The sequence below is a fragment of the Deinococcus frigens DSM 12807 genome (assembly GCF_000701425.1).
Lineage (GTDB): Bacteria > Deinococcota > Deinococci > Deinococcales > Deinococcaceae > Deinococcus > Deinococcus frigens.
The window spans coordinates 57,423-75,708 of sequence record NZ_JNIW01000003.1; the positions used below are offsets into that span (position 1 = coordinate 57,423).

The following is an 18,286-nucleotide window of genomic DNA, read 5'->3' on the forward strand; positions in this document are numbered from 1 at the left end:
TTCAGACCCTCTTTCCTACGGCTCCTGGACCTCCACCTTCACGCCACCTAACATGTTGTGATGCCCCGTGCCGCAGTACTCGTTGCAGACCACGTTGAGGGTGCCGGGGCGGCGGAAGGTGGTGGTAAAGCTGGACACCTGACCCGGAATGGCGGTGGTGTTGATATTGGTCCCCTCAATGAAATAGCCGTGCAGCACGTCCGCCGAGGTGACGTGGATGGTAATGGGCTGGCCGACAGGCACTTTCAGCACAGCAGGTTCGAACTGGAAGGCTTTTGCCACTACGAAGGCTTCATACGTGCCGTCGGCGTTCTGGCGCAGACCGGGGGTGGCGAACGGCGTGGCCGCGAAGTTCTTTGGGTTCAGCCGCCCGTTCTTGACGCCAGTGATGTGGTGGCCGCCCTCCCCGGTCAAGGACGGGTAGGTGCCGCTGGAGAAACTCGCCAGCACGGTCACGAACAGAAAGAGCGCCATGACGGTGGCAATGCCGAACCAGATGTTCTCGTACTTTTCCAGCGTGTGGTGGTCCAGACGCTGACCGGCGGCGCGTGGGCCTGCGGGACGCTGACTGACAGGACGTGGCGACGACACCTAGGCTCGCCCCTGCTGAATGCCCAGCACCAGCATCCACAGCCAGATGATCGACAGCACCACCAGCGCCACCACGACCAGCGTGCCGATGGGAGCCGGGCCACGCGCCTCCGACTGCGCGGGCAGGGCTTCCTCACGAACCTGAATCTTCACGACTTCGGGCGGTTCGGGGGTCATGGTCTGGCCTCCAGGCCGTTCTGAACGTCGGATGGGCGGGCGTAGTCGCGCAGCACGTCACTGACGGTCAGCAGGCCGATTACGGTTCCGGCGTCGTCGATCACGGGCAATGCGCCCACGCGGTGGTGCAGCAGGGTGTGGGCCGCGTCGCGGGCGTCGGCGTCGGGCGTGGTGGTCAGCACGCTGCGGCGCATCACGTCCTGCACGCTCACGGCGGCCAGGCGGGTGGTGGCCTCCCACGGCGAGAGGCTGCTGACCTTGCTGGGCAGCGCCTCGCGCAGATCGCGGTCGGTGACGATGCCCACCAGCCGGGACCCGTCCACCACCGGCAGACGGCGAATCCCGCGCGATTTCATCAGGTGCGCCGCGTCGGGCAAGGGCAGCGAGGGCGGCGCGACGACGGCTGGGGCGCTCATTAACTCATGGACCAGCATGTTGTTCCTCCATGCCCGCAAGGGTGAGGGAGGAGCATTACGGGGGCATTACGGCACGGCCAGGAGGGCGAAGCTGAGGGTGCGGTGCATGCGATTGCTCTGAGCTTCGCGTCCCAGACACCACCCACCCGTGCTTTACTCCACACATGCAACTCGTGGATTCGCTGGAGCGCACTGACCTCTCGCTGACCTTCACCGGAATGGGGATGGACTGGCCCGAACGCCTGAGCCGTGGCCTGGAGGCGGGCGAGGTCCGCCTGATCTCGCGCGGCGCAGACGGGGACACGGCGCTGGCCCTGGCTCCCGCGAACGCGCAGGACGCCCGCGAACTGGGCGCGGCGCTGGCGAAACTGGCGCGCGAATTGAAGGCGGAAACGATCAAGGCCGCCACCAATGATCACGCCTCTGCGCTGGCTTCTGCGGCGCTGACCGCAGGCTGGCAGGACCGCCGGTATAAAGGCGGAGGTGATCAGCAGTCGGAAATGCAGCTTCAGGTTGATGGGCTGGACGCCGCCACCTCGGCACGCATCCGGGGCATGGCGGCAGGAGTGACTTTCGCCCGCGAACTGGTCAGCGCGCCTGCCAACCACCTCAACCCGGCAACGATGGCGCGTGAAGCACAGACGCTTTCTGCCCACGGCATAGAGGTAGAGATCTGGGACGGCCCCACCATCGAGGCGCGTGGCATGGGCCTGCTGGTGGCGGTGGCGGCGGGCAGCGTGACGGGGCCACGATTGATCCGCCTGACCCTGCCCGCGAAGGGCGAGGCGACACGGATCATCGCGTTGGTGGGCAAAGGAATCACTTTTGACACCGGGGGCTACAGCCTTAAAACTTCGCAGGGCATGTATGGCATGAAGAACGACATGGGCGGCGCGGGCGCGGTCCTGGGGGCCATGCGCGCCCTGGCCGCCCTGCGCGAGAGGATTCCAGACGGCACCGAGGTCCGCGCCTACGTGGCCGCCGCCGAAAACATGGTGGGACCCCACGCCATGCGCCCCGGCGACGTGTGCCGCGCCGCCAACGGTAAGACGGTGGAAGTGACCAACACCGACGCCGAGGGCCGCCTGGTCCTGGCCGACGCCCTGGCCGTGGCCTGCGACGAGGGGGCCACCGACGTCGTCGATCTGGCGACGCTGACTGGCGTGAAGGTGGCGGCCCTGGGCAACGACATGGCCGCGCTGTTCAGCTCTGACCGTGCGTTGGCGGCCCGCTTACAGGCAGGTGCAGAGGCCGCCGGGGAACTGCTGTGGGAGTTGCCGCTGCACCAGCCGTACCTGAAGTCGTACCGCAAGAACACCATCGCGGACCTGAAGAACAGCGATATGGTGCCTGCCGGGGGCAGCATCAAGGCTGCGCTGTTCCTCCAGCAGTTCGTGACCCGTCCGTGGGCGCACCTGGACATCGCCGGGAACGCCGCGAAGCAAGACGTGGCGACGGGCTGGGGCGTGGGGACGCTGGTGGAATATGTGCTGGGAGGCGGGACGCAGCATTGATGGCTGCGCCGCCGCTCACACCGGAGCTGATTGAACGACTTGAAGGGGCAGTCCGCGAAAAGGGCTGGGACGCCCTGAGCCGCGCTTCCCGGCTGGAGGACAATCCGTATGGCGTGACCCTGTACGAGCGGGGCGGTTTGTGGGCCTCGGTGGTATGCGCCCTGCCGGAATTGCCCTGGTTCAATACGGTCTCTGGGCTATCCCAGGACCGACTGACTGGGCTGGACGAGGTGCTGGCCCTGTACCGATCTCAGCGGATCGCACCACGCCTGAGCGTCTGGGCGACGCACCTGACTCCGGTACTGGGCGCGGCGCTGTTCGACCGGGGGTTTACGCCAGTTGGCGTGGGGACAACCCTCTATGCGGCGGCGACGGCTCCCGCGCCCCGCACATTTGCGGGAGTGGAGGTGCGCGAACTGGAACCGAGCGGGCGGAGGGAAGCCTTCAACACCGCCTTGCTGGCGGGCTACGGCTTCACTGATCCAGTCCAGAGAGCGCTGGCGATTCTTGAACATGAGGGGCCGGGCGTGCGCCGCTATCTGGCCTGCGTGGACGGACAGCCCGCTGCTGCCGCCGCCCTGAGCGTGCATGACGGTGTGGCGTTCCTCGCTGGAGCAGCCACCCGGCCCGACGACCGGCAACGGGGCGCGCAGTCGGCCCTGATTCACCGCCGCCTGGACGACGCGGCCCGGTCATGCGAGCTGGTCACGGTGACCACCGCCTTTGCCTCGGCCAGCCAGCGCAATCTGGAAAGGCACGGCTTCCGGGTGGCCCAGCTCAAGACCTCGTGGGCGGCGCGCAGCAGCGTGAAATAGCCGCTTTGTATCGGGGCCGCCCGACCTACATCGCCGAATCGAGCTTGCCCCTCAGGAGCAGTCGCATGCGCTGTCCCAGGCGTTTGTAGGCCGGGGGCGAGTGGCGCTTGCTGAAGTCGCGGGCGGCTTCCTCACTGCCCACGTCAGCGCCGTACTTCTGGGTCAGGAAGTAGCGGTGGTCCATGGTCCACAGGTACAGGTCCGCCTCGGTGCGGCCCGGAAAGCGGAACATGACGTGGTGCAGGTCCAAGTTGTCCACGATCCGCAGGTACAGGCGCTCGTACCAGCTCACCACCGCCTCCTCCCAGGTGACGGGCGGCAGTCCAGTGCGCTCCGGCTTGCGGTCCAGAAAATACTGCCGGGTGCGGATGTGGTCCAGCAGTTTGTCGTAGCGGCCCGGCGTGGTGAATAGAATTTCGCGGTGGCCCGGCACCAGCAGGTCCAGGTTGGTGGCCCGCAGGAACTGCGCGTACTCACCCTTGATGATCAGGTCCGGCAGGGTGTCGCTCTCCTCCGGCGGCACGGTCACGTTCAGCTCGATCACATGCGCGTCGATATACGCCTGTCCCTGGCGGCGGGCCACCGAGACGCGGTGGTTGCCGTCCTTGACGAAATACAGTTCGCCCACCTTGTACACCTGAATGGGCGGCAATTCCTTGCCCTGAAGCTGCGCGCTGCGGACACCGATCCAGCGCTCGTCCAGGTGCTTTTCCTTGGGCAGGTAATGGCGGTCAAATTCGCGGTAGCGGTCCACCGAACCGATGATATGACTGACCTCGATGGCCTGCACGCCCAGGCTGTGTTCGCCCAGCGGAGCCAGGTGTTTGACCCAGTCGAAGGGCAGCAGTTCGTTGGGCTGACGACGCAGGATCGCCACCAAATCGCGCACGTCGCTCATCAATCGGGCGCGTTCCACCTCGACGCGCGCCGTGCTGCGCGACATCGACGTGGCCTGCGGTGTACTGGATTCTGGGGGAAACATAGGGCTGGCACTCTCCTGGCGCGGGTGCGCGAGTCGCCGGGGCCTGTCACACCGGGGAATAGAGGAACCCCGGAACGTGCCTCCAGGATACCGCAGCCGGGGGTGAGAGCGATATGGGCAGAACCGGATGCCGTCTCGCGGAAAGCTGGATCAGGACGCCGCCTTCAGACGCTGCCCCAGTGACGCGCTAGAATGCTGCCATGACCGTTCTCCTTCCGCCGCCCTAGCGAGAGTCGAGGACGCCCATTTCTGCCCCACTTTCGATCAAGCGGCGCTGTCACAAGAAGCTTCCGCAGGAGCCATCCATGACCACCACCGAACCTCACCCCACGGAGACCCAGGCTGCCGCACCACAGGCCGCCGAGGTCCACGACGCCGTGCTGGACGCCGAGATCGCCCGCCGCCGCACCTTCGCCATCATCTCTCACCCGGACGCAGGCAAGACCACCATCACTGAGAAGCTGCTGCTGTACGGCGGCGCGATTCTGGAAGCAGGTTCCGTGACCGCCAAGGAAGGCCGCGCCCACACCAAGTCCGACTGGATGAGCATCGAGCAGCAGCGCGGAATTTCCATTTCCAGCTCGGCGCTGACCTTTGAGTACGAGGGGCGGCACATCAACCTGCTGGACACCCCCGGTCACCAGGACTTCAGTGAAGACACCTACCGCACCCTGACCGCCGCCGACTCCGCGCTGATGGTGCTGGACGCGGCGCGCGGCGTGCAGATGCAGACCGAGAAACTGTTTGCGGTGTGCCGCAACCACCAGACGCCGATCCTGACCTTTATCAACAAGATGGACCGTCCGGCGCTTGACCCCTTTGACCTGCTCCAGCAACTGGAAAACGTCTTGCAGATCACAGCGGTGCCGCTGACCTGGCCCATCGGGGACGGCCCGGATTTCAAGGGCGTGTATGACCTCCAGACCGGGCAGGTACTGGCCTTCGAGCGCACCTCCGGCGGCAAGCACCGCGCCCCGATGCAGACGGCGGGCCTGGACGATCCGCGCCTGATTGGCCTGGTGGGCGCAGAGCTGGCGGCCAAACTCAAGGAAGACGTGGAGCTGATCGAGGCCGCCATGCCCGAATTTGACGCGGCGGGCTTCCTGTCCGGCGAGCTGACCCCGGTGTTCTTCGGCAGCGCCATGAACAACTTTGGCGTGGAACACTTCCTGAGCAACTTCGTGGAGCTTGCGCCCCCGCCCGGCCCCACCGAGACGACGCTGGGCGAGCGTGACCCCGAAGAACCGTTTGCCGGATTCATCTTTAAACTCCAGGCCAACATGAGCAAGCACCACCGCGACCGCACCGCCTTTATGCGCGTGATGAGCGGTCATTTCGTGCGCGGCATGGACGTGACGCACACCCGCAGCGGGCGCAAGCTGCGGCTCTCACAGGCCCACACCCTGTTTGCCCAGGACCGCGAGAAGGTAGAGGAGGCCTACCCCGGCGACATCGTGGGGCTGGTCAATCCTGGCGTGTTCCAGATTGGCGACGTGATCAGCCTGGACGCCAAAGTCGCGCTGCCGGGCTTCCCGCGCTTCACGCCCGAAACCTTCGCCACGCTGGCCCTCAAGGACGTGGGCAAGCGCAAGGCGTTCATAAAGGGCCTGACCCAACTGGCCGAGGAAGGCGTGGTGCAGACCTTTTTTCCCACCGACGGCGCGCGTGACCCGTATCTGGGCGCGGTGGGTCCGCTGCAATTCGAGGTCTTCCAGGCCCGCTTGCAGGAGGAATACGGCGTGGATGTGGAGCTGAGCATCACAGGCTACGGGCTGGTGCGCTGGCTGGCCGGGGACGCCAGCAGTGTGGCCCGCTTCGCCCGCCATGTGGAGGACGACCAGGGCCGTCCGGTGATGCTGTTCCGCAGCAAATACGATCTGGAATACACCGCCGAGCAGCACCCGGAGATCGAGTTTTTGCCGCTGCCTAAGGATTTGACGCGGGTATGAGCAGGAACAGATGTTCACGCAAGGTCACCGGCTGTAGTCGCAAACATACCCGGTGATCCTGAAATTTGCGGAAGCGTAGAGCCTGACCGCGCCCGCGTTCGATTCCGGCGTACGAATGATGATCCGTTCGGCTCCGCATTCAGCCAATCGCCGGTTGACTTCCCGCACGGTCAGGCGGCCCAAGCCCTGCCCCCGGTGACCAGGATGCGTGCCAACGGGTTCCATGACGCCGATGCGCGTCCGGGGATCAAACCAGCCCAGCGCGTAGGCGACGAGTTGCCCTCCTGGACCCACCAGTGCCACATCCAGCTCGGAATCGTAGGCGGGCGAGGCGCGCAGATGATCGTAGGCCGCCGCCGTGACCTGCGAGGGATGCCAGACAGCCTGGTGCAGCTCCACCCGCCGGGTTTTGAGCTGATGGTCATCTGGAATGGCGGTCAACGAGAATCCTGCGGGCAAACGGGGAGCGTCTGGGATGCCTTGATCGGCAGGGCAGTACTCGAATTGCACCGTCCGCCTGTCGGTGCGCGTGAAGCTGTGGCGCTTCAGGGCAGCTATGAGCGCACCGTCACCTTCGAACGCCCAGACCGTCAGCTCTGCGTTTCCGGCCCGCCCGCGTGCGTGGCCCAGCATGTCGTCCAGCAGGCTGCCGGGAACTCCGGGCAACGCCTGAACCACGGCCCAGGTGGGCGGATCGCTGAAGACGAAACCCAACATCTGACCCGCGCTGTCCTCAAAAATCTCAATGCTGTCCTGCGGCTTGAAGACTTCGTTTTGTCGAATCCACCAGCTCAGGTCTCCGGGCTGGATGTACCCGGCGCTGGGGTCCGCCGCGTTGCACGCGCTCAACAAGGCCAGCAGCGCCAGAAAATCCGCTTCTCCGTGGTAGGGCCGGTGGGTCCAGTTCATCACTCAAGTGTGCAACAAGGGGCGCGGGCCGTCGTCTGCCATTCGCCTTATTCCGGGCCGTACTGTCCCTCTTGCGGCAACGCGGCCCCGTCATGCACGGCCTGGGCAATCCGCGCGGCCTGCGGAAAGTCCACCGCCGCGTACCAGCCTTCCTCTAGACCCTCCTGCGTCTGGCGGTAGACGCACAGGCTGGGGCCGTAGCTGCATGAACCCAGGCAACCGCTCTCGGTCAGACGCACGCTACCGCCCGTTTTGTAATAGGCCAGCGAGGCCGTTTCGAGGTGTTTCCACAGCGCCTTGTGCAGCAGCGCCGAGCCGCGCGCCTGGCAGTTCGGCCCCTGGCAGACCAGGAGGTGACCGGAAGTTTTGAAGTATCTGGGGACCATAGTGTGCACCTCTCTGGGTCTAATCCTCCGGGATGACCAGCAGGCGGTCTGCGTCCCGCACCACTCTTGCGCGGACGCCGTAAGCGGCCAGCAGGTTTTCAGGGGTCAGCACCGTTTCAGGCGTGCCTGTCGCCAGCACCTCGCCCCGGTGCAGCAGCAGCAGCCAGTCGGCCCGCGCGGCCAGGTTCAGGTCATGCAGCACGGCCACCACGCCCAGGCCACCCGCCACCTCGCAGCGCAGGTAGCGGATCACTTCCAGGGCGTAGGCGAGGTCCAGATGGTTGGTGGGTTCGTCCAGCAGCAAAAAGCGCGGCTGCCCGGCCAGGGCGCGGGCCAGGGCCACCCGCTGCCGCTCGCCGCCAGAGAGTTCGGCCACCTTGCGGGCCTGGAAGCGGCGGGTGTCGGTGCGGTCCAGGGCGCTGTCCACCGCCGCGTCGTCGTCATCGGTCCACGGGCGGGTAGGGAGCAGGCCGAAGCGCCACTCGCCTGCGCCGCGTCCCAGCGCCACCACATCACGCACCTTCGTCGCATCCGGCAGGCCCTCGCTCTGGGCCAGGTACGCCAGCGCCCGCGAACGCTCCGGGCAGCTCCAGCTTTGTAGCGGACGCCCGAACAGGCAGACCTCACCGGATTCGGGCTTATTCAGGCCCAGCAGCGCCCGCAGCAGGGTGCTTTTGCCCGCACCGTTGGGGCCGATGACCGCCGAGAAAGTGCCAGTACCAAAGCTGGCGCTGACGCCTCGCACAGCGGGGAAGGTTCCGGCGTGGACGTGAAGGTTGACGGCCTCCAGGGTGTCGGAGGGGGTCAAGAGGCTCTCCAACTTGATTCGTTTTGAGGCTGCTGGGTGGCCCCCTCACCCCCCGCCGCTGCGCGGCTCCTCCCTCTCCCACAAGGGGAGAGGGGATAAAATCGCACGCATTCAGCCCCTTTGACCCTTTGACCTCTCGCTCTCATATCTCTTTCTCCCGGCGCAGCAGCCACAGGAAAAAGGGGCCGCCCAGCAGCGTGGTCACGATGCCCACCTGCGACAGCGGCGAGGTGCGGGCCAACAGATCGGCGTAGACCAGCAGCGCGCCGCCCAGCAACGCCGAGAGCGGCAGCAGGATACGGTGGCTCGCGCCGAAAGCCAGGCGGACCATGTGCGGCACGATCAGTCCCACGAAACCGATCACACCCACATAGGCCACTGCCCCCGCCGTGGCGACGCTGGCGGCGATGACCACGATCAGACGAAGACGTTCCACAGGCACGCCCAGCGAACGGGCGGTCAGGTCGCCCAGTTGCAGGGTGTCTAGCGCGCGGGCCAGCAGCAGCAGCGCGCCGCAGCCCAGGGCCGCATACGGCAGCACGGTCAATACATCGCGCCAGCCGCTGAAACCCAGATCACCCAGGGTGTAGGCCAGCACCTGCCGGGCGCGGTCCTCACCGCGAAGGATCAGGGCGGTGGTGGCGGCACTCAGGACGCTGCCCACCACCACCCCGGCCAGGATCAGGCGGGTGGGCGGAAAGCGGCGGCCCTCGCGCGCCAGCGAGAGCGTGGCGGTCACGGCCAGCAGCGCAAGAAAGAGCGCCGACACCGGAATCAGGGCGCGCGGCCAGTCCAGCACAATCGCCAGCGTCGCCCCCAGCGCCGAGCCGCTCGCCACGCCCAGCAGGTACGGATCGGCCAGCGGGTTGCGGAAGACGCCCTGAAACGCGCCCCCACACACCGACAGGCTGGCCCCCACCAGCACGCCCATGACCACGCGCGGCAACCGGATCTGCCACACGATCACGTCGTTGCTGATCAGCTCCGCCCCGGTGAACTGGCTGGAAAAGCCGCGCCACAGCGCCCCCAGCACGTCGCCCGGCGCGATGTTCACGCTGCCCAGCCCGGTCCCGAAGACGATGGCCGACAGCAACAGCAAGAGCAGCAGCAGGGTACGCGGCCAGACCCAGCGCGGGCGTGACACCACATTGGCGGGGGTCAGGCGCTCAGGTTGCGGTGCGTCTCGCCGCACGTCGCTCCTCACTTCAGCCACGCTCCTTACCTGAACAGTTCCGGGTGAATGATCTTCGCCAGTTGCGCCAGCGCCTGCGGCATACGCGGGCCGGGGCGCGAGAAGATGGTTCCCAGCTCTTTGGGCAGGTCCATCGTCTTGCCGGATTTGATGGCCGTCATGCCTCTCCAGCCGGGGCGGGCGGCTGCCGTTCTGGCGTCCACGCCCAGGATCAGTTGCGGATTGGCCTTGACGATAAATTCGGGGTCCACCTTGGGAAAGTCGCCCATGCTGGCGGGAATGATGTTGCGCGCCCCGGCCTTGGTCAGCAGCACGCCCATGAAAGAAGTGGGGCCGATGCTGTAGGGCGTGGGGTCCACCTCGTAATAGGCGGTGGGCTTCCTGACTGCGTTCTTGGTCAGAATCTCAACTTTGGCGATATCGCGGCGCATCTGGATGGTCAGATTCTTGGCCTGCGCCTCGCGGTTGACGATCTTGCCCAGCACCAGCGTTTTGGAGAAGACTTCCTCATAGGTCTCGGGATTCACGGCGATCACGGTGATTCCGGCCTGCGTCAGCGACTCGGCGATCTTGCCGTACTTGCTGACCAGCACCAGATCGGGCTTTTGCGCCACGATGGCCTCGATCTTGGGATCGTACAGCCCGCCCATTTTGGGCAGTGTGGTCACCTGTTGCGGGAAGTCACTGTAATCGTCCACGCCCACCAGTTTGTCGCAGGCCCCGATGGCGCATAGGGTCTCGGTGTCGCTGGGTAGCATGCTCACGATGCGCTGCGGCTCGGCCTTGAGCGTGACCTTGCGCCCCAGATCGTCGGTCAGGGTCAGCGGGTAAGAGGTGGCTCCGGCCAGGCTGGCCAGCGCGAGAGAAAGGCTCAGGATTGATTTCATGGTGACTCCTCGCCTCCCCCACGTACAGAAAAACCGCCCCGTTGTCTGGGGCGGAAAGTAGAATCGTCCGGCGCTGTGGGCCAGAGGAAAACGGCCCCGCACGGGCGTTCCCTCCTTTCCGCGAGAGGTCAGCCGCACGCTTCCGCACTGGGAAACGTGGACGGGGCAGGTGTTCGGACTCTCCGCATCCTCTCGAATCGGGAGGAGCGGATTACCGTTGCGCGACAGTGCCGGGGTGTGCCTGGAAGGTTGGTCCCCCACCAGGGCAGTCACCGGCTTTCCCCACGCCCGTCACCGGGGAGTATAGGGCAGCCGGAACACGAGGATTGAGACACCTGCGGCCCCGGCCCCTTACCATGTCCTCCATGTTTCGCCGCCGCCCGCCGCTGCCCCCCTTTCCGCCCGGCGGCCTGCTGGTGGGCGGCGCGGCGCGCGACTGGCTGCGCGGCGCGGCACCCAAGGATTACGACTGGGCGGTGCCGGACCCGGCCCACGCGGCGCGGGCGATGGCGGACGCACTGGGCGGCTCGGCCTTCCCGCTGGACGAGGAACGCGGCTACTGGCGGGTCCACCTGCCAGGCGAGGCCCACCACGCCCCCCACCACGACTTCGTGCCGCTGCCTGCCGACGTGAACGAGGATCTGCTGCGGCGGGATTTCACGGTGAACGCGCTGGCCGTTACTGAAGATAGGAGAATTCTCGATCCGGCGGGTGGGCAGGCCGACCTGAAAGCGCGGCGGCTGCGAATGGTCTCGGCGGCCAACCTGCGGGCCGATCCGCTGCGGGCGTGGCGGGCGGCGCGGCTGGAGACGACGCTGGGATTTCTTCTGGAACCTGTGACCGAAGCAGTGGTGAGGGAGGTAGCGGCGGACCTGACAGACGGCACGCTGAGAATGCCCGCCGCCGAACGCATCCGCGACGAGTTGCACGCCCTGCTGCTGCACCTGGACGCCGCGCACGGCCTGAGACGCCTCGAAACCCTGGGTCTGCTGGCGCTGACCCTGCCCGAACTCCGCGAGGGCGTCGGCCTCCAGCAGGGCGGCTTTCACCATCTGGACGTGTTCGAGCATGGGCTGGAGGCGCTGCATCAACTCCTCGCCCGCCTGCCGGACGCGCCGCTGCCCCTGCGCTGGGCCGCCCTGCTGCACAACGTGGGCAAGCCCCGTTCGCACACAGTTGACCCAAACACGGGCCGCACCCACTTCCACGGCCACGACAAGCTGGGCGCATCTCTGGCAACGCAGATGCTGGGCTGCCTGAAGCTGCCAGGGGACGACATCAGGCACATCGCGCGGCTGGTGGAGGCCCACATGGTCCCGCTGCCCGCCGGGGAAAAGGAGGCCCGCCGTTTCGTGCATCGCCGCCGTGACCTGCTGCCGGACCTGCTGTGGGTGATGCTGGCAGACCGCGAGGCCGCACGGGGGCCGAGCAGTTCCGAGGCCAGCCGCCACGCCTACGCCGCTGCCATGAACCGCGTGCTGGCGGCGCTGGAGGACCGTCCAGCGCCGCCCGGACCGCTGCTGACCGGGGCGGACGTGATGGCGCTGATGGGAATTCCGCCCGGTCCCCGTGTAGGCGAAGTGATGCGGGCACTGAATGAGGCCGCAGCGCTGGGCGAGGTGCAAGGCGAGGCGGAGGCGCGGGCCTTTGTAATGGAATGGAGGGCAAAGGGCACCGACGAGTCACAGGCATCCACGGACTGAATGACCTTTGTCAGTCCCGCTCCGCTATGCTGGCGCGCAGATGACCGCCGTGCAGAACGCCGCCCCCCACTCCGACACACAGGCCGCCCATCCCACCACGCCCGACTGGGTCAAGGACGCCGTGTTCTACCAGATCTTTCCGGACCGCTTCGCCCGCAGCGGACGGGTCAGCGGCCTGAATTTGCAGCCGTGGGGCGACACCCCGGAATTCAACCGCTACATGGGCGGCGACCTGTGGGGCGTCATGGAGCGGCTGGACCACATTCAGAATCTGGGCGTGAACGCCGTCTATTTCTGCCCGGTGTTCCAGTCGGCCTCAAATCACCGCTACCACACCCACGATTACTTTCAGGTGGACCCCATGCTGGGCGGGAACGATGCCCTGCGCGCCCTGATCGACGAGGCCCACGCACGCGGCATGCGGGTGGTGCTGGACGGCGTGTTCAACCACAGCAGCCGGGGGTTTTTTCAGTTCAACGATCTGCTTGAGCAGGGCGAGGCCAGCGCCTACCGCGACTGGTTTCACCCCGAGGGCTGGCCGCTGCACGCCTACGATGACGCCCGGCCTGCCGGATACGCCGCGTGGTGGGGCAACCGCGCCCTGCCCAAATTCAATACGGGCAATCCCGCCGTGCGCGACTTCCTGTGGGCCGTGGCCGAGTACTGGACCCGGTTCGGCATCGACGGCTGGCGGCTGGACGTGCCCAACGAGATCGACGACGATTCCTTCTGGCAGGAGTTCCGCCGCCGCGTCAAGGCGGTCAACCCCGAGACGTATATCGTCGGCGAGATCTGGGGCGACGCCCACCGCTGGCTGCGCGGCGATCAGTTCGATGCCGTGATGAACTACCACTTCACCCGCCCCTGCCTGGCCTTTTTTGGCGCGCGGACGCTGGACCACCCCATGAACGAGCGCAGCGGCACGGGCCGCGTGGACCCTGTTGGCGCTCCCGCCTTTGCCGCCCGCATGGCCGAGGTGGCCCGCATGTACCACCCCGAGATTGTCAGCGCCCAGCTCAATCTGCTGGACTCGCACGACACCGCCCGCTTCATCACGGCAGTGGGCGGCGATGCCAGCGCGTACCGCCTCGCCACCATCTTCCAGATGACCTACCCCGGCGCGCCGTGCATCTACTACGGCGACGAAATTGGATTGGCCGGCGGCCCCGATCCCGACTGCCGCCGCGCCTTTCCCTGGGAAGGTTCAGAGTGGGACACGGTCACGCTGGAGCTGACGCGCAAGCTGACGGCGGCCCGCCACGCCAGCCGCCCGTTGCAACGCGGGAATTTTGAGGTTCTGCACGCCGAGGGTGAAGCCTTGCTTTATGCCCGCTGCCACGAGGGCCGCTGCGCGTATGTGGCCCTCAACTGCGCCGGGGAGTCGGTACATCTGCCCTTGAACGGTGTGGAGGCGGGGACGTACCGGGATGTGCTGAGCGGACAGACTTACCGGCTGATGGACGGCGCGGAGCTGGAAGTGGGCGCGCGGGGCGGCGTGGTGCTGGTCCGGGAGAGCTGAAAAAGCGCGGGTAGGTTCATTTCCCCGCGCCTCAGTCTCGTCTTCCTCAAGCGGCAGGCCCTACCTAAACTCCGCCTTCTCCGGCTCCGGCAGCCTGTAGGCGATCACAGCGCTGGGAATCAGCAGGCTGATGCTGACCAGGGCCGCCGTGGTGGGCGCGGTGGCGTCGGCCAGCATGCCCACCAGGAAGACCAGCAGGCCCGCAAAACCCCAGGAAAAGCCCATCATGATGCTGCTGGCCACCGCCACATGTTCCGGGGCGTATTCCTGCGCGGTCACCACGCCCACCGGAATGCTGGCGTTGACCGCCGCGCCCACCACGAACGTCAGCGGGTAAAACCACCACTGGCCGGGATGCGACAGGATCAGCACGGCAAAGAACGGAATGGTGGTCAGGATGGCGGCGCGCAGAATGGGGGTGCGCCCGTAGCGGTCACTCAGCCGCCCGCCCACGATGCCGCCAATGGCGCTGGCAATGGCGTAGATGGCTAGGGTGAGGCCGACCTCGCGCTGGCCGAAGCCCCGGCCCAGCAGCATAAAGGGCAGCATGGTGTTGTAGCCCATGCTGGCCAGGGAACGCAGCACCGCCATGCCCCACAGCCACTGCATCGGGCCTCTAAAAATCTGGACGTACTCGCGCAGCTTGAAGGTCCTGGCCTTCTGCGTTCCCGGCGGCGTGACCGCAAAGGTGATGGCCGCAAACACCACGCCGATCAGTGCGAACCACGGCAGATGCGTCAGGCCCACCCCGGCGAAGACCGGTCCCAGCGCCATGCCCGCCGTGCCGCCCGCGCTAAAGATGCTGGCCCACAGGCCCCGTTTGTCGGGCGGGCTGTTCTGCGCCACATAAGCCGCTCCCGCCGGGTGAAAGAAACCGCTGCCAAAACCCGCCACCGCCACCAGCAGAACCAGCGCCCCGAACAGCGGCACGAAACCCATCAGCGTCAGGCCCAGGCCGGTCAGCAGCGGCCCCAGCGCAGCGGCGTAACGGCGGTCCAGCCGCTCACCCACGATGCCCAGCAGCGGCTGCATCACTGAACTGGTCAGGCTGTAGACGCTGGACAGCAGCGTGACGGCGGCGATGCTGACGCCGTACTTGCTTTGCAGCGCGGGCATCAGCGGCGTGAGCATCGCGCCGTAAGCGTCGTTGATGAAGTGGCCCGCCGTGACGGCCAGGGCGATGGCCGTGCCGTGCTGGATCACGGGAGTCGGGGAACTGACACGCACCTGCATGGAACGCAGGTTACCCTGCGCCGCGTGGGCCGGGGAGCGGGCCGTCCGGCCAGCCGGATCGACCTCCCGGCGGACGGCCACGCCCCCACCATCCCCCCCAGCAAAAGCTTGCACTAATCTGAACAGAGTGTGTCCGCTGCCGCCGAAAACCCGGTAGTCTGTCGCATGGCCCACCCGCTTCTCGCTGTGATCACCCGGGCCTTGCCCAGCGAGACCCAGTTCGAGAATCGCCTGCGCGACCTGAGCCTGGGTGACCGCGCCGCCGTACTGGACCATTTCGATCTGCTTTTGCCGGACTTCGATGTGGTGATCGCCCTGCCGGACGCCGAGAAGATGGCGCGCGGCCTGGCGCGCCTGCGGGGGACGCCGGTGGTCCTGGCCCAGCCGTATGGGACGGCACCCCCGGACGCCCGCCAGAACCGTCCTGACGGGCAAGTTCTGAACCTGCCGGACGCGAACTCCAACCACTGGTCCCTGCCGACGCCGGACCCCCTGCCTGAAGACCTCCAGACCGCCGTGCTCCTGACCCGGCAGCTCCAAGACGGCCTGCCCGAACTGCTCGTCGCCCTGCTGGCGGCCAAACGTGGCTGGACCGTGGGCACGGTGGCCACCGTGGTGGAGCGCACCAATTTCCGGGGCCGTACACGTCTGGAGTTGCAGGCGATGACCGTCCACGCCGCCTTGCAGATCGCCGACACGCCCAGGGGGCTGGAACTGGAACGGCGCTTTCCTCATCCCGAATAACAGGCGCTGGGCCGCCGTTCAGGTTCGTTCAGACTGGGCGGCGTATTGCGCCAGCGCCCGCTCCTCTGCCGGAATGCGGATCAGGAGTAGCAGCGCGGCGTTCAGCAATGAAAAGGCCAGGGCCGTGCGCCACGCGCCCACCGCCAGCGGCGCGGCAGCCAGTTCCAGCGCCACCACCGCGTAATTGGGGTGCTTCAGAGACCGGAACGGCCCGCCCGTGACCCGCTCGCCGCCTGGCACGATCAGGATGCGGGTGTTCCAGTAGCGGCCCAGGGTGCGAATCACCCAGTACCGCAGCGGCTGCGCCAGCACGAACAGCGCCAGCGCGGGCCAGTTCACCCGCCGCCCGGACGCGCGGCCCTCCAGAACGGTGCAGAGCATCCAGGCCGGGTGCAGCACGAAGAACAGCGGGTAATGGTCCCGCCCGTATTCCACCGCGCCGCGTTCGCGCGCCCAGCGTTCGTTGGCGCGGGCCAAACGCAGCTCCAACAGGCGCTGAACGCTTAAAAAGGCCAGGAGAAGGGGGGCGAGGGTGCGGGCGCGCATGGAGTCAGCTTAAGTGCTGGTCAGCGTGTACATGGAAACGGCATACGCTTCGGGCAGCTCGAAGGTCATGTGAACGAGCTTGGCACTCAGCGCCTCGCCTGCCCGGTCCAGGCCCAGCGCGCCGAAGCCCTGCGGAGTCTGTAGGGCCAGCCGAGCGCTGTTTTCCGCGTTTTGTTGATCAATGGGAAGTACGGTCCAACTCTGGGCGGCCAGTTGAGGTTTGAAACTCGCGAGCAAGGCACCGAGATCAAGAGTCTGACCCTCCGGCGGAATCAGCAAAGCGCTCTCCGAGCGGTCTACACCGCCGCTGCCACCCTGCGGCACCACCTGCCAGCCCGGCGGAGCGCTCAACGTGGGCAGCGGAGCCTGGTCAAAGTTCTCGAAATGCGGGTGCGGACGCTGTCCCAGCCAGTGGCCGATGACCTCTTCCTGCTGATCCTCCACCGTCAGCCAGACCTGGGTGAGCGCCCCGGCATCTGCGCCACGGGTTTGCAGGGTCAGCAGGCGAGCGGCGGCGGCGTGAACCGCGTTCCAGGTGGTCTGGGCGTGTTCGACGAACGCCTGTTGCCACATCTGCCCGGCCTGCCAACCCTGGCGCGTGAACTCGGCCCTGAGCGTCTCCATGACCTGCGGCTGGGGGGCGGCCACATCCAGGCAGACGCGCCAGCGCGTGAGTTGCCGCGCGACAGGCGGTTGCTGCCGGTTGCCATAAGAGAAAGTCCAGCGGGTTGCGGCGCTGCGGACGCTGCCCCACAGGCGCGTTCCGGGAAGGTCCGGCCAGCGAAGCGGGAAATCACCCGGCCAGGCGTCAGGAAACACGGCCACACCCGCCTCGCCGTCCTCGCCAGACCCCAGCAGGCGGCGCAGGAACTCCAGCTCAAGCTCGATTCGCCCAGTCATGCGGCCAGTTTCGCGCCCGAGCATGAGACCTGGTTCTAACTGCCCAACAGCTCGTCCGCCGCCGCCTCGGCGTCCAGTTCGCCGCGCGCCACCCGGGCGTAAAGATCACCGCCAGCGTCGCGGGTGCGGCGCAGCAGGCGCTCTTGCACCAGCGAACGGACCTCGAATTCGGCGCGCAGGCGGCGGCGTTCCTGCAAGCCCGCCTCACCCAGATGGGCGCGGTGTTTTAAGACCGCCTCGATCACGCTCTGGACACCCTCAGCCTCAGAGGCGATGGTCTTGCGGACCGGGGCCAGCCAGGTGTGCTCGTCGTGCCAGCCCAGCGCCTGCGCCGAGGTCAACTCACGCACTGTGCGCGAGGAGCCGGGCAGGTCCGCCTTGTTCACGGCGATCACGTCTGCGATTTCCATGATTCCGGCCTTGAACGCCTGCACGCCGTCACCCCCGGCGGGCGTGACCACCAGCAGGGTGTGGTCACAGGCGGCGGCCACGTCCACCTCCGACTGCCCCACACCCACGGTTTCCAGAATGATCCAGTCGAAGTGTTGTCCTGTGGGGCCGCCGCCCTCCAGCAGCGCCAGCACCGCCATCGTGCGGGCCGAGAGGCCGCCCAGCGCGCCCCGGCTGGCCAGGGAACGCACGAACACCCCGGAATCGGCGTGGTGGCGCAGCATGCGGATGCGGTCTCCCAGAATCGCGCCGCCGGAATACGGGCTGCTGGGGTCCACCGCCAGCACCGCCACCCGCTGGCCCTGCGCCCGCAAGGCAGAAATCAGCGCGTCGGTCAGCGTGCTCTTGCCGCTGCCGGGGCTGCCCGTGATGCCCAGCACCACCGAACGGATGCCGCCCGAACGCGCGAGTTGCAGCAGGGGCCGGGCGGCGGGCAATCCCGCTTCGGCCAGCGTGACGGCGCGGGCCAGGGCGCGGGGATCGCCCGACTGGTAGCGGGCGGCGAGGTCCGGGGCCGGGCTGGTCACCGGAGCCTCCGGGAGATGGGGCGGGTTCGCCGCTGACC

The 18,286-nt window shown here is 67.1% G+C and carries 19 protein-coding genes; 6 read left to right on the forward strand and 13 right to left on the reverse strand.

Features of this window, described 5'->3' with window-relative positions; translation table 11 throughout:
- Positions 1-15: 15 nt before the first annotated feature.
- Genes Q322_RS0101850 through Q322_RS0101860 form a run of 3 tightly spaced genes read right to left on the reverse strand, consistent with a single transcriptional unit; the run spans position 16 to position 1,202 of the window.
- A complete protein-coding gene (locus Q322_RS0101850; protein WP_051667995.1) occupies positions 16-591 on the reverse strand; it encodes a cytochrome c oxidase subunit II in 576 nt (191 codons plus the stop codon).
- Positions 592-768 (reverse strand): hypothetical protein, encoded by a 177-nt coding sequence (locus tag Q322_RS23000; RefSeq protein WP_156952829.1) that lies wholly within the window; start codon positions 766-768, stop codon positions 592-594.
- Positions 765-1,202: a CBS domain-containing protein gene (locus tag Q322_RS0101860; protein ID WP_029475370.1), complete on the reverse strand. Its 438-nt coding sequence runs from the start codon at positions 1,200-1,202 to the stop codon at positions 765-767. Before Q322_RS0101860 ends, Q322_RS23000 begins: the two co-directional genes overlap by 4 nt.
- A 146-nt stretch (positions 1,203-1,348) precedes the next feature.
- Here Q322_RS0101860 and Q322_RS0101865 point away from each other — a divergent pair, with 146 nt between their 5' ends.
- Both Q322_RS0101865 and Q322_RS21480 read left to right on the forward strand, forming a co-directional pair.
- Positions 1,349-2,698 carry a M17 family metallopeptidase gene (locus tag Q322_RS0101865; protein WP_029475372.1) on the forward strand — a complete coding sequence of 450 codons (1,350 nt, stop codon included), beginning with the start codon at positions 1,349-1,351 and terminating at the stop codon, positions 2,696-2,698.
- Entirely contained in the window at positions 2,698-3,513 is an 816-nt protein-coding gene (locus Q322_RS21480) for a GNAT family N-acetyltransferase (RefSeq protein ID WP_029475374.1), read from the forward strand. The genes Q322_RS0101865 and Q322_RS21480 overlap by 1 nt, the downstream gene beginning before the upstream one ends.
- A 25-nt stretch (positions 3,514-3,538) precedes the next feature.
- Here the strand turns inward: Q322_RS21480 and Q322_RS0101875 are convergent, their stop codons facing one another.
- Entirely contained in the window at positions 3,539-4,495 is a 957-nt protein-coding gene (locus tag Q322_RS0101875; protein WP_245593106.1) for a transcriptional regulator, read from the reverse strand.
- A 305-nt stretch (positions 4,496-4,800) separates the two neighbouring features.
- Between Q322_RS0101875 and Q322_RS0101880 the strand changes: the two genes are divergently transcribed.
- On the forward strand, positions 4,801-6,444 hold the full coding sequence (locus Q322_RS0101880) for a peptide chain release factor 3 (protein WP_051667999.1): 1,644 nt from the start codon (positions 4,801-4,803) through the stop codon (positions 6,442-6,444).
- 24 nt (positions 6,445-6,468) lie between these two features.
- On the opposite strand, the gene Q322_RS21485 is transcribed toward Q322_RS0101880, so the two are convergent.
- The 5 genes from Q322_RS21485 to Q322_RS0101905 all read right to left on the reverse strand — a co-directional run bounded on the left by Q322_RS21485 (position 6,469) and on the right by Q322_RS0101905 (position 10,626).
- The gene (locus Q322_RS21485) at positions 6,469-7,353 is read right to left on the reverse strand and encodes a GNAT family N-acetyltransferase (protein ID WP_051668001.1); all 885 of its coding nucleotides are present in this window, start codon (positions 7,351-7,353) and stop codon (positions 6,469-6,471) included.
- 47 nt (positions 7,354-7,400) lie between these two features.
- Positions 7,401-7,739, reverse strand: coding sequence for a (2Fe-2S) ferredoxin domain-containing protein (locus Q322_RS0101890; protein ID WP_029475382.1), 339 nt, complete (start codon positions 7,737-7,739; stop codon positions 7,401-7,403).
- Between the two features lie 19 nt (positions 7,740-7,758).
- Positions 7,759-8,547, reverse strand: coding sequence for an ABC transporter ATP-binding protein (locus Q322_RS0101895; RefSeq protein ID WP_029475384.1), 789 nt, complete (start codon positions 8,545-8,547; stop codon positions 7,759-7,761).
- Positions 8,548-8,689: 142 nt separating this feature from the next.
- Positions 8,690-9,658, reverse strand: coding sequence for a FecCD family ABC transporter permease (locus Q322_RS0101900; protein WP_084147737.1), 969 nt, complete (start codon positions 9,656-9,658; stop codon positions 8,690-8,692).
- A gap of 107 nt (positions 9,659-9,765) precedes the next feature.
- Positions 9,766-10,626: an ABC transporter substrate-binding protein gene (locus Q322_RS0101905; protein WP_029475388.1), complete on the reverse strand. Its 861-nt coding sequence runs from the start codon at positions 10,624-10,626 to the stop codon at positions 9,766-9,768.
- A gap of 365 nt (positions 10,627-10,991) precedes the next feature.
- Here Q322_RS0101905 and Q322_RS0101910 point away from each other — a divergent pair, with 365 nt between their 5' ends.
- Both Q322_RS0101910 and Q322_RS0101915 read left to right on the forward strand, forming a co-directional pair.
- A complete protein-coding gene (locus Q322_RS0101910; protein ID WP_029475390.1) occupies positions 10,992-12,329 on the forward strand; it encodes an HD domain-containing protein in 1,338 nt (445 codons plus the stop codon).
- Positions 12,330-12,369: 40 nt separating this feature from the next.
- A complete protein-coding gene (locus tag Q322_RS0101915) occupies positions 12,370-13,848 on the forward strand; it encodes a glycoside hydrolase family 13 protein (RefSeq protein WP_029475392.1) in 1,479 nt (492 codons plus the stop codon).
- A 60-nt stretch (positions 13,849-13,908) separates the two neighbouring features.
- On the opposite strand, the gene Q322_RS0101920 is transcribed toward Q322_RS0101915, so the two are convergent.
- A complete protein-coding gene (locus tag Q322_RS0101920) occupies positions 13,909-15,081 on the reverse strand; it encodes an MFS transporter (protein ID WP_029475394.1) in 1,173 nt (390 codons plus the stop codon).
- Positions 15,082-15,246: 165 nt separating this feature from the next.
- Here Q322_RS0101920 and Q322_RS0101925 point away from each other — a divergent pair, with 165 nt between their 5' ends.
- The gene (locus Q322_RS0101925) at positions 15,247-15,825 is read left to right on the forward strand and encodes a hypothetical protein (protein WP_034417287.1); all 579 of its coding nucleotides are present in this window, start codon (positions 15,247-15,249) and stop codon (positions 15,823-15,825) included.
- Positions 15,826-15,843: 18 nt separating this feature from the next.
- Here Q322_RS0101925 and Q322_RS0101930 read toward each other — a convergent pair whose 3' ends face one another.
- From Q322_RS0101930 to meaB, 3 genes are read right to left on the reverse strand one after another with little or no spacing between them, the layout of a single operon-like run.
- Positions 15,844-16,371: an isoprenylcysteine carboxyl methyltransferase family protein gene (locus Q322_RS0101930; protein WP_029475398.1), complete on the reverse strand. Its 528-nt coding sequence runs from the start codon at positions 16,369-16,371 to the stop codon at positions 15,844-15,846.
- 9 nt (positions 16,372-16,380) lie between these two features.
- Positions 16,381-17,271 (reverse strand): hypothetical protein, encoded by an 891-nt coding sequence (locus Q322_RS0101935; RefSeq protein ID WP_156952830.1) that lies wholly within the window; start codon positions 17,269-17,271, stop codon positions 16,381-16,383.
- A gap of 35 nt (positions 17,272-17,306) precedes the next feature.
- Entirely contained in the window at positions 17,307-18,248 is a 942-nt protein-coding gene (gene meaB, locus Q322_RS0101940) for a methylmalonyl Co-A mutase-associated GTPase MeaB (protein ID WP_029475401.1), read from the reverse strand.
- Between the last annotated feature and the right edge of the window lie 38 nt (positions 18,249-18,286).